At 67.4% G+C, this 13,839-nt stretch carries 15 protein-coding genes; 12 read left to right on the forward strand and 3 right to left on the reverse strand.

The features are described from left to right. Positions 1-139: 139 nt before the first annotated feature. Positions 140-961, reverse strand: a complete 822-nt coding sequence (gene ppsR / locus AB7E83_RS18640; RefSeq protein ID WP_428572129.1) for a posphoenolpyruvate synthetase regulatory kinase/phosphorylase PpsR — start codon at positions 959-961, stop codon at positions 140-142. Positions 962-1,143: 182 nt separating this feature from the next. Here ppsR and ppsA point away from each other — a divergent pair, with 182 nt between their 5' ends. After that, positions 1,144-3,537 carry a phosphoenolpyruvate synthase gene (gene ppsA / locus AB7E83_RS18645; RefSeq protein WP_428572131.1) on the forward strand — a complete coding sequence of 798 codons (2,394 nt, stop codon included), beginning with the start codon at positions 1,144-1,146 and terminating at the stop codon, positions 3,535-3,537. 109 nt (positions 3,538-3,646) lie between these two features. After that, positions 3,647-5,722 (forward strand): VC_2705 family sodium/solute symporter, encoded by a 2,076-nt coding sequence (locus AB7E83_RS18650; RefSeq protein WP_428572132.1) that lies wholly within the window; start codon positions 3,647-3,649, stop codon positions 5,720-5,722. A gap of 24 nt (positions 5,723-5,746) precedes the next feature. Here the strand turns inward: AB7E83_RS18650 and AB7E83_RS18655 are convergent, their stop codons facing one another. Continuing rightward, the gene (locus AB7E83_RS18655; RefSeq protein ID WP_428572134.1) at positions 5,747-6,265 is read right to left on the reverse strand and encodes a hypothetical protein; all 519 of its coding nucleotides are present in this window, start codon (positions 6,263-6,265) and stop codon (positions 5,747-5,749) included. A gap of 164 nt (positions 6,266-6,429) precedes the next feature. On the opposite strand from AB7E83_RS18655, the gene AB7E83_RS18660 reads away from it, so the two are divergent. From AB7E83_RS18660 to AB7E83_RS18675, 4 genes are all read left to right on the forward strand, one after another. After that, positions 6,430-6,726, forward strand: a complete 297-nt coding sequence (locus AB7E83_RS18660; RefSeq protein WP_428572136.1) for a hypothetical protein — start codon at positions 6,430-6,432, stop codon at positions 6,724-6,726. Continuing rightward, positions 6,717-7,301 (forward strand): tetratricopeptide repeat protein, encoded by a 585-nt coding sequence (locus AB7E83_RS18665; protein ID WP_428572138.1) that lies wholly within the window; start codon positions 6,717-6,719, stop codon positions 7,299-7,301. Before AB7E83_RS18660 ends, AB7E83_RS18665 begins: the two co-directional genes overlap by 10 nt. A 96-nt stretch (positions 7,302-7,397) precedes the next feature. Then, entirely contained in the window at positions 7,398-7,655 is a 258-nt protein-coding gene (locus tag AB7E83_RS18670) for a DUF4212 domain-containing protein (RefSeq protein ID WP_428572140.1), read from the forward strand. A gap of 3 nt (positions 7,656-7,658) precedes the next feature. Continuing rightward, positions 7,659-9,788 (forward strand): sodium:solute symporter family protein, encoded by a 2,130-nt coding sequence (locus tag AB7E83_RS18675; protein WP_428572141.1) that lies wholly within the window; start codon positions 7,659-7,661, stop codon positions 9,786-9,788. 81 nt (positions 9,789-9,869) lie between these two features. Here the strand turns inward: AB7E83_RS18675 and AB7E83_RS18680 are convergent, their stop codons facing one another. After that, positions 9,870-10,247 carry a hypothetical protein gene (locus AB7E83_RS18680; protein ID WP_428572143.1) on the reverse strand — a complete coding sequence of 126 codons (378 nt, stop codon included), beginning with the start codon at positions 10,245-10,247 and terminating at the stop codon, positions 9,870-9,872. A gap of 120 nt (positions 10,248-10,367) precedes the next feature. Between AB7E83_RS18680 and rpsF the strand changes: the two genes are divergently transcribed. From rpsF to AB7E83_RS18710, 6 genes are all read left to right on the forward strand, one after another. Next, entirely contained in the window at positions 10,368-10,733 is a 366-nt protein-coding gene (gene rpsF / locus AB7E83_RS18685; RefSeq protein ID WP_428572145.1) for a 30S ribosomal protein S6, read from the forward strand. A gap of 8 nt (positions 10,734-10,741) precedes the next feature. After that, positions 10,742-11,026 (forward strand): primosomal replication protein N, encoded by a 285-nt coding sequence (gene priB / locus AB7E83_RS18690; protein ID WP_428572146.1) that lies wholly within the window; start codon positions 10,742-10,744, stop codon positions 11,024-11,026. A gap of 21 nt (positions 11,027-11,047) precedes the next feature. Next, positions 11,048-11,329: a 30S ribosomal protein S18 gene (gene rpsR, locus AB7E83_RS18695; protein ID WP_428572148.1), complete on the forward strand. Its 282-nt coding sequence runs from the start codon at positions 11,048-11,050 to the stop codon at positions 11,327-11,329. A gap of 13 nt (positions 11,330-11,342) precedes the next feature. Next, positions 11,343-11,795 carry a 50S ribosomal protein L9 gene (gene rplI, locus AB7E83_RS18700; protein WP_428572150.1) on the forward strand — a complete coding sequence of 151 codons (453 nt, stop codon included), beginning with the start codon at positions 11,343-11,345 and terminating at the stop codon, positions 11,793-11,795. Positions 11,796-11,940: 145 nt separating this feature from the next. Further along, positions 11,941-13,341 carry a replicative DNA helicase gene (gene dnaB, locus AB7E83_RS18705; RefSeq protein ID WP_428572152.1) on the forward strand — a complete coding sequence of 467 codons (1,401 nt, stop codon included), beginning with the start codon at positions 11,941-11,943 and terminating at the stop codon, positions 13,339-13,341. A gap of 85 nt (positions 13,342-13,426) precedes the next feature. Beyond that, positions 13,427-13,828 carry a hypothetical protein gene (locus tag AB7E83_RS18710; RefSeq protein ID WP_428572154.1) on the forward strand — a complete coding sequence of 134 codons (402 nt, stop codon included), beginning with the start codon at positions 13,427-13,429 and terminating at the stop codon, positions 13,826-13,828. Positions 13,829-13,839: the final 11 nt, after the last annotated feature.

Raw genomic sequence — 13,839 nt, forward strand, 5'->3', positions numbered from 1 at the left:
TTCGAGGACCGGGATGGGGGTGGCCCCTGCAGCGAAGTAAAGGAGGAGGAGCGCGCACGCGCGCGACGGGGGACATTCGCGGAAGGGGTCGCCCCCGTCCCGGTCCGGGGCGCGCCACTCCCTTCTGTCGCCCACACTCCTAGTAGTCCAGGCGCTCGGGCCGGATCTCCTGCAGGATGGTCGTGGCGATTTCCTCGATCGACTTGGTGGTCGTCGACAGCCACCGGATGCCTTCTCGCCGCATCATCGCCTCGGCTTCGGCGACCTCATGGCGGCAGTTGTCGAGCGCGGCGTACTTCGAGTTCGGTCGCCGCTCGTTTCGAATTTCCGCAAGCCGCTCCGGCTGGATCGTGAGGCCGAAGATCTTCCGGCGGTGCGGCGCCAGCGCGGGCGGCAGTTGCCTGCGCTCGAAGTCGTCGGGAATCAGGGGGTAGTTCGCCGCCTTCAGGCCGTACTGCATGGCCAGGTACAGCGACGTCGGCGTCTTGCCGCTGCGGCTCACGCCGACCAGGATCACGTCGGCGTGCTCCATGTCGCGGTTGGACTGGCCGTCGTCGTGCGCCAGGCTGTAGTTGATCGCTTCGATGCGGTCGTGGTATTCCTTGCTCTTGCTCACGTCCGAGAAGCGGCCGACCCGGTGGCTCGACTTCATCTCCAGCTCGATCTCGAGGGGCCGCACGAAGGTGCCGAACATGTCGAGCACCATCGCCTTGCAGCCCTGCTCGATGACCTGGAGCACCTCGACGTTGACGAGCGTGGTGAAGACGACGGGCCGCCGGCCCTCGGCTTCGGCGGTGTGGTTCACCTGGCGAACCACCTGGTGCGCCTTGTCCACGGTGTCGATGAAGGGCAGCCGCACGTGGCGCGGCTTGAATTCAAACTGGGCGAGGATGGCATTGCCGAAGGTTTCGGCCGTGATGCCGGTGCCGTCGGAGATGAAGAAGACCGTGCGCGTGTGCATGAATCGGGACCCGAATCCGTACAATTCAGCCATTATCCGAATTCCGGATACCCCCGAATTCACGGACGCCCCGCCCCCATGCCCCGCCACCGCCCACAAGCACAACCACAAAGCAGGTTGGCCGGCCCGCGTGCGTCCCTGCGCTGCGGCGCCGACCCGGTTTCAACTTCTGGAGCTTTTTCATGTCTGCCCTCTTCGCACCGGCCGCCCTGGTCGTACCCTTTGAGAACCTGAGAATGACCGACGTCGAGGCGGTCGGCGGCAAGAACGCCAGCCTCGGCGAGATGATCTCCCAGCTGCCCCAGGGCGTGCGCGTGCCCACCGGCTTCGCGACCACCGCCCACGCCTTCCGCCAGTTCCTCGCCCACGACGGTCTCGCCGACCGGATCAACGCCAAGCTCGACGCGCTCGACACCGAGGACGTCCGCGCGCTCGCCGCCGCCGGCGCCGAGATTCGCGGCTGGGTCGAGGCGCAGCCCTTTCCGAAGGACCTGGAAGAGGCGATCCGTTCGGCCTTCGCGACGCTGAGCGCGGGCGACCCCCGGGCGAGCTTCGCCGTCCGTTCCTCGGCCACCGCCGAGGACCTGCCCGACGCATCGTTCGCCGGCCAGCAGGAGACCTTCCTCAACGTGACCGGCATCGACGAGGTGCTGCACAAGATGAAGGAAGTCTTCGCGTCGCTCTACAACGACCGCGCGATCAGCTACCGCGTCCACAAGAACTTCGCGCATGCGGACGTCGCCCTGTCGGCGGGCGTGCAGCGCATGGTGCGCTCCGACCTCGGCACGGCCGGCGTCATGTTCACGATCGACACCGAGTCCGGCTTCGAGGACGTCGTCTTCCTCACCGCGAGCTACGGCCTGGGCGAGACCGTCGTGCAGGGCGCGGTGAACCCGGACGAGTACTACGTCCACAAGCCGATGCTGCGCGCCGGCAAGCGCGCGGTGATCCGCCGCAACCTCGGCTCGAAGCTCGAGCAGATGGTGTTCGCCTCGGCCGAGGAAAAGGCCGCCGGCGGCAAGCTGGTGAAGACCATCGACGTGCCGCTCGAACAGCGCAACCGCTACTGCCTGTCCCAGGACGACGTGGAACAGCTCGCGCGCTATGCCCTCGTGATCGAGGAGCATTACGGCCGCCCGATGGACATCGAGTGGGGCAAGGACGGCGTGGACGGCAAGCTCTACATCCTGCAGGCGCGGCCCGAGACGGTGAAGAGCCAGCAGCAGGGCAAGGCCGAGACGCGCTACAAGCTCAAGGGGCGCGGCGCGGTGCTCGCCGAGGGCCGCGCCATCGGCCAGAAGATCGGCACGGGTCCCGTGCGCCTGGTCCACAGCCTGAACGAAATGGACAAGGTGCAGGCCGGCGACGTGCTCGTCACCGACATGACCGATCCCAACTGGGAGCCCGTGATGAAGCGCGCGAGCGCCATCGTCACCAACCGGGGCGGGCGCACCTGCCACGCGGCCATCATCGCGCGCGAGCTCGGCATTCCGGCGGTGGTGGGCTGCGGCGACGCGACCGAGCGGCTGAAGGACGGCACGCTCGTCACCGTGAGTTGCGCCGAGGGCGACACCGGCTTCATCTACGACGGCCTGCTCGAGACCGAGATCACCGAAGTGCAGCGCGGCGAAATGCCGCCCATCGCGGTGAAGATCTGCATGAACATCGGCAACCCGCAGCTCGCCTTCGACTTCGCGCAGCTGCCCAACGAAGGCGTGGGCCTCGCGCGCCTCGAGTTCATCATCAACAACAACATCGGCGTCCACCCGAAGGCGATCCTCGAGTACCCGAACATCGACGTCGACCTCAAGAAGGCCGTGGAGTCGGTGGCGCGCGGCCATGCGTCGCCGCGCGCGTTCTACGTCGACAAGGTCGCCGAGGGCGTGGCGACGATCGCCGCGGCGTTCTGGCCGAAGCCGGTGATCGTGCGACTGTCCGACTTCAAGAGCAACGAATACCGCAAGTTGATCGGCGGCAGCCGCTACGAGCCGGAAGAAGAGAACCCGATGCTCGGCTTCCGCGGCGCGGCGCGCTATGTGAGCGAGGATTTCCGCGAGGCATTCGCCATGGAGTGCGAGGCGCTCAGGCGCGTGCGCGGCGAGATGGGCCTCGTGAACGTGCAGGTCATGGTGCCCTTCGTGCGTACGCTCGGCCAGGCCGACCGCGTGACGAAACTGCTGGCCGGGCAGGGCCTGGAGCGCGGCAAGGACGACCTGAAGCTCATCATGATGTGCGAGGTGCCGAGCAACGCGATCCTCGCCGACGAATTCCTCGAATACTTCGACGGGTTCTCCATCGGCTCGAACGACCTCACCCAGCTCACGCTGGGCCTCGACCGCGATTCCGGGCTCGAATTGCTCGCGGCCGACTTCGACGAGCGCGACCCGGCCGTGAAGGCGATGCTCTCGCGCGCCATCGCCGCGTGCCGCAAGCAGGGCAAGTATGTCGGCATCTGCGGCCAGGGGCCCAGCGACCATCCCGATTTCGCGGCCTGGCTGGCCGACGAGGGCATCGGCTCGATCTCGCTGAATCCCGACAGCGTGATCGCCACCTGGCAGCAGCTGGCGTCGCGCTAGTTCTTGTCCCTCTCCCGCGCCGCGGGAGAGGGCTGCCTCGCGGATAACCCTCTGCCGCCCAGACGCCCCCCGGTGCGATGATGTCGCCCGAGGAGCGCAACAGCAGAGGATGGCCCCACCCGGAGACTACGCGGCTTACAAGCGACGCCTCGCGCGCATCCTGGCCCGGTATGTCATGGGCCTGTGCATCGTGCTCGGCTGCCTCGCCTGGGCCGAGCAGCTGGGTCTCTCGCGCCAGTGGCTCGGCCCCTTCTTCCTGTTCGCGACGGTGATGATGTACGCGGCCATTGGCATCCATAGCCGCACCAGCGACGCCGAGGAGTACTACGTCGCCGGCCGGCGCATCCCGCCCCTGTTCAACGGCATGGCCACGGCGGCCGACTGGATGAGCGCGGCCTCGTTCATCAGCCTCGCGGGCGGGCTCTACCTCCAGGGCTTCTCCGGCACGCCCACGCAGCCGGGCGGGCTCGCGTACGTGCTCGGATGGACGGGCGGGTTCTGCCTCGTCGCGCTGCTCGTCGCGCCCTACCTGCGCGCGATGGGCCTGTACACGGTGCCGGACTATTTCGAAGCGCGTTTCGGCGGCCACTGGCCCCGTCTGATCGCGGCCTTCGCGGCGATCCTCTGCTCGTTCACCTATGTCGTCGCGCAGATCTACGGCATTGGCCTGATCGCCTCGCGCCTCACCGGGGTGCAGTTCGAGATCGGCATCCTGCTGGGGCTCGGCGGCGTGCTGCTGTGCTCCTTTCTCGGCGGCATGCGCGCAATCACATGGACGCAGGTGGCGCAGTACGTGGTGATGCTGCTGGCCTTCCTCATCCCCGTGTCCTGGCTCGCCTACAAGCAACTGGGCAATCCGTTGGCGCCGCTCGTGTATGGCGAGCAGTTGCGCAAGATCGAACAGCTCGAGAAGGCGTTCATCGATTCGCCGGAAGAAAAGCAGGTGCAGGCCGAGTTCCGCCGCCGCGCCGCGGTGTACCAGTCGTGGCTGTCCGAGGCCGAGGCCGCGCTCCAGCGCGAACGTGCCGCCGCGCAGGAGCGTATCCGCATGCTCAAGCAGCAGGACGCGGATTCGGCACGGGTCGTCGCCGCGTACAAGGAACTCGCCGCGCTGCCGAAGGACGCGGATGGGGCGCGCGAGCTCTGGACGCGCCTGATGAACGAGAGCCTGGAGCGCGCGCGGCCGCTCGGCGGCCTGCCGCCCCACGGCCAGCCCTTCGCGGGCCGCCAGGACGGCACGCCCGAGGAACAACAGGCCTTCTCCCGGTCCCGCCTGAATTTCCTGGCGCTCGTCTTCGTGCTCATGCTCGGGACTGCGGGGTTGCCGCACCTGCTCACGCGCTTCTACACCACGCCCTCGGTGTCCGAGACGCGCTACTCCGTGGGCTGGGCGCTCTTCTTCATCGGCCTGCTGTACCTGAGCGTGCCCGCGCTTGCGGTGCTCGTGAAGTACGAGGTGATGTCGCAGCTCGTGGGCAGCAGCTTCGACAACCTGCCCGCATGGATCGTGCAGTGGGCGAAGGTGGACCCTTCGCTGATCTCGGTCACCGACGTCAACGGCGACGGCCGGCTGCAGTTCGGCGAAATCCGGCTGGGCGCCGACATCATCATGCTCGCGACGCCGGAGATCGGCGGCTTGCCTTATGTGGTCTCCGGCCTGGTCGCCGCGGGCGGGCTCGCGGCCGCGCTGTCGACCGCCGACGGCCTGCTGCTCACGATCAGCAATGCGCTCGTGCGCGACATCTATGGCCGCGAGATCGCGCAGCACACGACGGACGAGCAGCGCGTGATCCTCTCCAAGTTCGCGCTGCTGGCGGTGGCGCTGGTCGCGGCGCTCGTCGCGACGCTCAAGCCGGCGGAGATCCTCTCGCTCGTCTCGGCCTCGTTCTCGCTCGCCGCCGCAGGCTTCGTGCCGGCGATGGTGCTCGGGATCTTCTGGCGGGGCGCCACGGGCACGGGCGCGGTCTGCGCGATGCTGTGCGGCCTTGCGGTCACCGTGTACTACATGCTGGCCAATGCGCCGTCGGTCCGCGCGCTGCTGCGAATGCCGGAGCCGAGCCTGTGGTTCGGGATCCTGCCCGCGTCGGCCGGCGTCTTCGGTGTGGCCGCGGGCCTGGTGGCGGGCATTGTGGGCAGTCTCGTCTCGAGCCGAGTCGCGGCGCATCGCGCGCGGGCGATGCGCTGAGCGTCGTGCCGGACGTCCCGCGCGTCAACCCGGTCGGCGGGTCTCGAGTTCGCGCAGGAATTCGTCGGCCGCCGCATCACCCTTGAAGCCGCGCATCAGTCGCTGCGCCTGCTCGATCGCCGCCCCGAAGTCCGCGGCGTTTCGCGCGGACTCGATCTTCATGCACACCGTCTCCGCCCCCGGTCCGAGCGCATCGATCAGGCGGCGCACGGCGAATCGCTGGGCTTCGCGCAGCGGCACGACGGGGCTGGAAGGAGGTGCCACGGAAGTTGCCGGTGGTGCCGGCGGCGGCAGCGGTGATGCTCCGGCGGCCGGCGAGGGCGCGTTCGCGCCGACCTGCTCGACATAGCCGTTGTCTTCGAGGAAGGCGAGACTCTTCTCGTCGCCGAGGGCCAGGGCGAACTTGTGGAGTTCCTCCGCGGACTTGCGGCCGTCGACCACGATGAGCAGCGATCGCGCGCGCGGCGGAATCGCCGCATCGCGCGTGGCGATGGCCTGCTGTCCTCTGGCCGTCTTCCGATAAATCGCGGTCGATTCCGGCATGGTCGCGGCTCAGTGTACGTGGGGCGGGGCACCCGCCGGCCCGAGGGTAATCCCCAGCAGGGTTTGCGCCGAGAAGCAGAGGCCGGTCAGCGGCGGGTCAGTTCTCCGTAAGTTTTCGTTAAGACCATGCCCGCAGGCACGGAGTTGCCGCAGAGGAGACGAGGGTGCTGCTCGCTGTCGAGATCGTGAAGACGCTCGCCGAGATCGCCTTGATGGCGCTCGCGGGGCAATGGGTGCTCGGCCTGCTCGCGGGGGCCAAGCGCGAAGGCAACCTCGTCTACCAGCTCTTCGGCGTGCTGACGCGGCCGCTCGTGACCGGCGCGCGGCTCATCTCGCCCAAGGTGGTGCTCGACCGGCATCTGCCCCTCGTGGCCTTCCTCGTGCTCGTCTTCGTGTGGCTCGCGGCCACCATCGCGAAGATCGACATTTGCGTTCGCATCGGAGTGCATCTGTGCAAGTGACGCAGCGCCTGCGCTGGGCCGGCTTCAAGTGGCGCGCCGTGCTGCAGTTGCTGCTCGGGCGCGAGACCGCCGCGCTGGCGGTCTTCGATGCGATGCTGCGCGAGTTCCCCGGCGACGCCCATGCGATGGCGAGCCGCGCCCACGTGCTCGCGCAGCTCGGTCGCCCCGACGAGGCGCTGGCCGCGCACCGCGCGCTGGTCGAGTCCTGGCCGGGAGTCGGCGCGCACTGGTTCAACCTCGGCTATCTGCTGGAGGCCCGCGAGGACCATGCCGGCGCCGAAGCGGCGTTTCGCCGCGCAACCGAACTGAGCCCCGAGCTCGACCGGGCCTGGTACGGCCTCGGGCTCGTCCTGATCCGCTTCGGCCGCCTCGACGAGGCGATCGACGCGCTGAAGCGCAACACGAAATTGCAGCCCATGAGCCCGTACGGCTGGTACCAGCTGGCGCGGGTCCATGCGAACCGGCAGGAGCCCGAGGAGGCGCGGAAGATCATCCGCCACCTCCAGCGGTTCGAGCCGAAGGTGGCCGCGCAGCTGGAACGCGAGACGGGCATCGCCGTGTCGCGTGGCGGCTGAGCGGCACGACAGCGGCCTGCTTGCAAGCCGGCGACACGCCGGCGGGCCGATCGGAGTGAGGGTGGGGCGCGAGCCCCGACAACAGGAGACAACGGCATGCAACTGACCGAACGGCATCGAGAGTACTGGCAGAAGAACCTCAGGATCACCGGCGTTCTGCTCGCGATCTGGTTCCTCGTGACCTACGGCGTGGGCTACTTCGCCCGCGACCTCAGCTTCAACTTCATGGGCTGGCCCTTCAGCTTCTGGGTCGGCGCCCAGGGGGCGCTCGTCGTGTACGTGGCGATCATCTGGTACTACGCCCGGTACATGAACCGGCTGGACCAGGAATACGGCGTCGCCGAGGAGGAATAAACGATGTTCGCAACCACCACCGGCGGCTCGGCCGCCGCGCAGTCGAGCGCATTCCGCAAGCAGCTGACCAAGGTCTACGGCTTCTACACGGGCGGCTTCCTCGCGTTCGTGGTCGTGCTCGCCATCTGCGAGCAGCTCGGCATGAACCGCGACTGGATCGGCTTCGTCTTCCTGCTCGCGACCATCGGCCTGTATGCCGGCATCGGCATCATGAGCCGCACCACCGACGCGGCCGAATACTACGTCGCCGGCCGGCGCGTGCCCGCGATCTACAACGGCATGGCGACCGGAGCCGACTGGATGTCGGCCGCGTCGTTCATCGGCATGGCGGGCACGCTGTACCTCTCCGGCTACAGCGGGCTGGCCTTCATCATGGGCTGGACGGGCGGCTATGTGCTGGTCGCGCTGTTCCTCGCGCCCTACCTGCGGAAGTTCGGGCAGTTCACCATTCCCGACTTCCTGGGCGAGCGCTACGGCGGCAACCTGCCGCGCTTCATCGGCATCGTGGCGGCCATCCTCTGCTCCTTCACCTACGTGGTGGCGCAGATCTACGGCGTGGGCATCATCACGACGCGCCTGACCGGCGTGGCGTTCGAGATCGGCATCTTCCTGGGCCTGGGCGGCATCCTCGTGTGCTCCTTCCTCGGCGGCATGCGCGCGGTTACCTGGACGCAGGTCGCGCAGTACATCATCCTGATCATCGCGTACCTGATCCCGGTCGTCTGGCTGGGCATCAAGCAGGTCGGCAACCCCGTGCCGCAGCTGTCGTACGGCTTCCAGCTCGAGAAGGTCACGGCGCTCGAGACCAAGCTGATCAGCGATCCGAAGGAGCTCGAGGTCCGCAAGGTCTTCGCCGACCAGGCGAAGGCGCTCGGCGAGAAGATCAAGGATCCGAAGACCGGCCTGGCGGCCGATCGCGCGGCCGCGGAGAAGAAGGTCGCGGACCTCAAGGGCGCCAACGCGGTGCCGGCGCAGGTGGCGGCGGCGGAGAAGGAACTCGCGGCACTGCCGAAGGACGAGGCCGCGGCGGTGAAGGCGTGGACGGCGGCGAAGACGGCCGCGGAAGCGCGCGACAAGCCACTGGCCGGCATGCCGAGGCACGGCGCCATCTATTCGGGCAATCCGAACGGAACGCCCGCGGAGGTGAAGACGTACAACGAGTCGCGGCGAAACTTCCTCGCGCTCATCTTCTGCCTGATGGTGGGCACCGCCGCCTTGCCGCACATCCTGATGCGCTACTACACGACGCCGAGCGTCAAGGAGGCGCGGCAGTCGGTGTTCTGGTCGCTGTTCTTCATCTTCCTGCTCTACTTCACCGCGCCGACGCTCGCGGTGCTCGTGAAGTACGAGATGTTCAGCGGCGTGGTCGGCTCCTCGTTCGACAAGCTGCCATTCTGGATACAGGCCTGGAACAAGGTGGACGCCTCGCTGCTCTCGGTGGTGGACATCAACAAGGACGGCATCCTGCAGCTGGGCGAGCTGCGCATCGGCGGGGACATCGTGGTGCTGGCGACGCCGGCCATCGGCGGCCTGCCCTACGTCATCTCGGGCCTCGTCGCGGCGGGCGGCCTCGCGGCCGCGCTCTCGACGGCGGACGGCCTGCTGCTGACGATCGCCAACGCGCTGTCGCACGACCTCTACTACAAGATGATCGACCCCAACGCGCCCACGGCGCGCCGCGTGATGCTGTCGAAGATCCTGCTGCTCGTCGTGGCCCTCGCGGCCGCGGCGGTGGCGGCGCAGAAACCGGCGGACATCCTGTTCCTCGTCTCGGCGGCGTTCTCGTTCGCGGCGGCGTCGTTCTTCCCGGCGCTGGTGCTCGGCATCTTCTGGAAGCGCGCGACCGGCATCGCCGCATCGCTGGGCATGGCTTCGGGTCTGGGGATCACGCTGTACTACATGGCGACCACCCAGCCGTGGCTGCGCGGCGTGTTCGGCGTGACGAGCCCGGTGGCGGACAACATCTGGTTCGGCATTCAGCCGATCTCGGCCGGCGTGTTCGGCGTGCCGCTCGGCTTCGCGGTGATCATCATCGTGAGCCTGCTGACCAAGGCGCCGGACAAGAAGACGCAGGAGCTCGTGGAGCACGTGCGCTATCCGGAACTCAAGGGTGCGGCGGCCCGCATGGCCTGATCGTTCCCCGGACCCCTCGAGCCCCGGCCCTGCCGGGGCTTTTTTTTCTTGTGCGCGTCGGCCGGCGCCCCGGCGCGGGGCTCAGTCGCCCTGGATCGACCAGCCCTTGTCGCACTTGCGGCAGCAGACGTCGAGCCGGCCGCCGCCTTCGGCAACGACGCGGAAGCGCCCGTATTCGCCGCAGTGGGGACAGTTCGCCTGGTTCGCCGCTTCCTCCGCACGCAGCAGGATGGCCGAATAGCGGTTCATCGCCCAGGCCCCGATCGACGCGCAGGCGAGAATGAGCAGCGTCAGCAGGGCGGGATCGGACTCGTGGCGGCTGAAATCCTCCACGCTGCCGACCACGCCGATGGCCGCGAGGAAACCCAGCACGAGGTGGCCGTGGCTCTTCAGCAGCTGGCGCTCGTACCACTTCCGGAATCCGATGCGGGACACGCTGCGCGCGAGGCTGCTTGGCATGGGAAGCCCTTTCGACGGTTCCCCGTATAATGCCGGGTTTTGCCTTGCCGCACCTGCCTGACGCGCGGGGCGGCTGAAACCCAGGTCGCCCCGCATGGCGGCCGATCCACAAGGAGTCGTATGCGTCACTATGAAATCATCCTGCTGATCCACCCGGACCAGAGCGAACAGGTTCCGGCCATGCTGGAGCGCTACAAGGGCATGATCACCGCCGGCGGCGGCAAGATCCACCGCGTGGAAGACTGGGGCCGCCGCCAGCTGGCCTACCAGATCAACAAGCTCGGCAAGGCGCACTTCCTGTGCATCAACATCGAGGCCGACCAGGCCGTGATGAGCGAGCTGGAGCATGCATTCCGCTTCAACGACGCCGTGCTGCGCCACCTCACCGTGGTGAAGAAGAAGGCCGACACCGGCCCGTCGTCGATGATGAAGACCGTCGAGCGCGAAGAGGCCCGCAAGGCCCAGCAGGCGGAGTTCCAGTCGTAAACCAGGTCGTGCTCGGCGCCCGCATCGCGGAGGCTTCGGCCCTGCGACACACGCCCGCCGGACTGCCCGCCCTCGACCTGCTGCTCGAACACGAGTCGCAGATTGCGGAAGCAGGCGGTACGAGGCAGGTGAAGCTGGCGTTGAAGGCGGTGGCTTTCGGCACGAATGCCGAAACGCTGGCGCGGCAGGCGGTCGGTGCCGGATTCCGTTTCGAAGGATTCCTGGCCGCGCCCCGCAACGGCAAGCACCCCGTGCTGCACATCCGGTCATTCCAGCAAGATCAAAGTTCATAAGATTCACGAGAGGCTCACACCATGGCCACGTTCAAGAAGTTCAACAAGGACAAGCGTCCGAAGCGCAACACCCAGTCGCTGCTGTTCAAGCGCAAGCGCTTCTGCCGCTTCACCGTCGCGGGCGTCGAGGAAATCGACTACAAGGACATCGACACCCTGCGCGATTTCGTCTCCGAGAACGGCAAGATCATCCCGGCGCGCCTCACGGGCACCCGCGCGATCTACCAGCGCCAGCTGAACACCGCGATCAAGCGCGCGCGTTTCCTGGCCCTGCTGCCGTATTCCGACCAGCACAAGATCTGAGGAGCAAAGACAAATGCAAGTCATCCTGCTCGAGAAAGTCGTTAACCTCGGTAACCTCGGCGAAATCGTCAAGGTCAAGGACGGTTACGCCCGCAATTTCCTGATCCCGCAAAAGCGCGCCCGCCGTGCGACCGAAGCCGCCAAGGCCGAGTTCGAGGCCAAGCGCGTCGAGCTCGAGAAGGCCGCCGCCGCCAAGCTCGCCGAGTCGCAGAAGCAGGGCGAAAAGCTCGCCGGCACGACGGTCAAGCTGTCCCAGAAGGCCGGCGTCGATGGCCGCCTGTTCGGTTCGGTCACCAACTTCGACATCGCCGAGGAACTGGGCAAGCAGGGCTACCCGGTCGCCAAGGCGCAGGTGCGCATGCCCAACGGCCCGATCAAGGTCGTGGGCGAGAGCACGGTGCAGGTCGCGCTGCACACGGACGTGGTGGTCGACATCAACGTCCAGGTGCTGGGCGAGACGGCCTGATCGGCCTTTCACCTCTCCTGCCACCGCGCTGTCGGTAGAAGCCGCCTTAGGGCGGCTTTTCCTTTTCTGCGCACCGGATTTCCACAGGTTTCACCCAGCTTTCAGGCTGGCATTTTCCCGGTCCGCACGTCAATATCCCGAGTTCATGGCCGCAGTACTCTCCCCGATCGACGACGACTTCCCCCGCGACAAGCAGGTCGCGCAACTGCGCATCCCGCCGCACTCCATCGAAGCAGAAGCCAGCGTGCTCGGCGGCCTGCTCCTGGACAACGGCGCCTGGGACCGCGTCGGCGACCTGCTGACCGACGGCGACTTCTACCGCTACGAACATCGCCTGATCTACGCAGCCGTCGGCGCGCTGATCAATGCGACGAAGCCTGCGGACGTCGTGACGGTCTACGAGCACCTGCAGGCGCTCGGCAAGGCCGACGAGGTTGGCGGCATCGCATATCTCAACTCGCTCGCGCAGTACGTGCCGAGCGCGGGCAACATCCGGCGCTACGGTGAAATCGTCCGCGAGCGCTCGATCCTGCGCAAGCTGGTCGGCGCCTCGGACGAAATCGCCACGAGCGCCTTCAACACGCAGGGCCGCCCGGTCGACCAGATCCTCGACGAGGCCGAGCAGAAGGTCTTCAACATCGGCGAGGAAGGCTCGCGGATGAAGCAGGGCTTCCAGAGCATGGACAGCCTGGTGGTCTCGCTGCTGGACCGCGTGCAGGAGATGGCGGACAACCCGAACGACATCACGGGCGTGCCCACCGGCTTCTACGACCTCGACCGGATGATGTCGGGGATGCAGGCGGGGGACCTGATCATCCTCGCGGCGCGGCCGAGCATGGGAAAAACGTCCCTGGCGATCAACATCGCGGAACACGTCGCGTTGCACGAAGGCCTGCCCGTCGCCGTCTTCTCGATGGAAATGAGCGCCAGCCAGCTCGCGGTGCGTATAGTCGGCTCCATCGGCCGCATCGACCAGGGGCACCTGCGCACCGGTCGGCTGTCCGACGAGGAATGGCCTCGGCTCACGGAGGCCATCGAGAAGCTGCGCACCATCTCGCTCCACATCGACGAAACGCCCGGCCTCACGGCGAGCGAGCTGCGCGCCAACGCGCGGCGGCTGGCGCGTACCTGCGGCAAGCTCGGACTGATCGTCGTCGACTACCTGCAGCTGATGAGCGCCTCTTCCGGCATGAGCGACGAGAACCGCGCGACTGCCGTCGGCGAGATCTCGCGCGGCCTGAAGATGCTCGCCAAGGAATTGCAGTGCCCCGTGATCGCGCTGTCCCAGTTGTCGCGCGGCGTCGAGTCGCGCACGGACAAGCGGCCGATGATGAGCGACCTGCGCGAATCGGGCGCGATCGAGCAGGATGCGGACGTCATCATGTTCATCTACCGCGACGACTACTACAACAAGGATTCCAAGGAGCCCGGCGTCGCCGAGGTCATCATCAGCAAGCAGCGCAACGGGCCGACCGGAACGGCCAAGCTCGCGTTCATCAAGCCGCTCACGAAGTTCGAGAGCCTGGCCTCGGGCGGCGATTTCTGAGCTCGCGTCGCTGAGTTCTCCTACGGGACGCGCCCGCCCCCGGAGCGATGCTCCAGCCATCCACTCATGGGTGCGGAGTCAAGCGATGGAAAAAACAATGGAGCGGGCCGACGCGTCCGCGGAGTCCGAAGACAAGCCTGCGGTCGTCGAGGCCGTGAACGATGCGGTCGCAGTCGTCGGGGACAAGGTGGGCGACGCGGCCCAGGCCGTCGGCGACAAGGTCGAGGACATCGCCGAAGCGGACGAGCGCCGCGAAGGCTTTCCCGGCGAGCACTGGCTCGTGCTCGCCCTCGGCATCGCGCTGTGGCAGGACACGCGGCGCAACCGCCACTGGGCCGTGCGCACGGCCGGCTCGCTCGGCGCGAGCGTGCTCGTGGCGCGTGCCGCGAGCGGCCGCAAGGGGCTTGCAAAAATCCTGAAATACACCCCGTGGGGCAGTCGCATCCAGAACTGCCCGCCGTGCGAGGTGAAGGCTTCGGGCCGCTGACGACCCAGGAC

The organism is Ramlibacter sp., assembly GCF_050250995.1.
In the GTDB taxonomy this organism is placed as follows: domain Bacteria; phylum Pseudomonadota; class Gammaproteobacteria; order Burkholderiales; family Burkholderiaceae_C; genus Ramlibacter.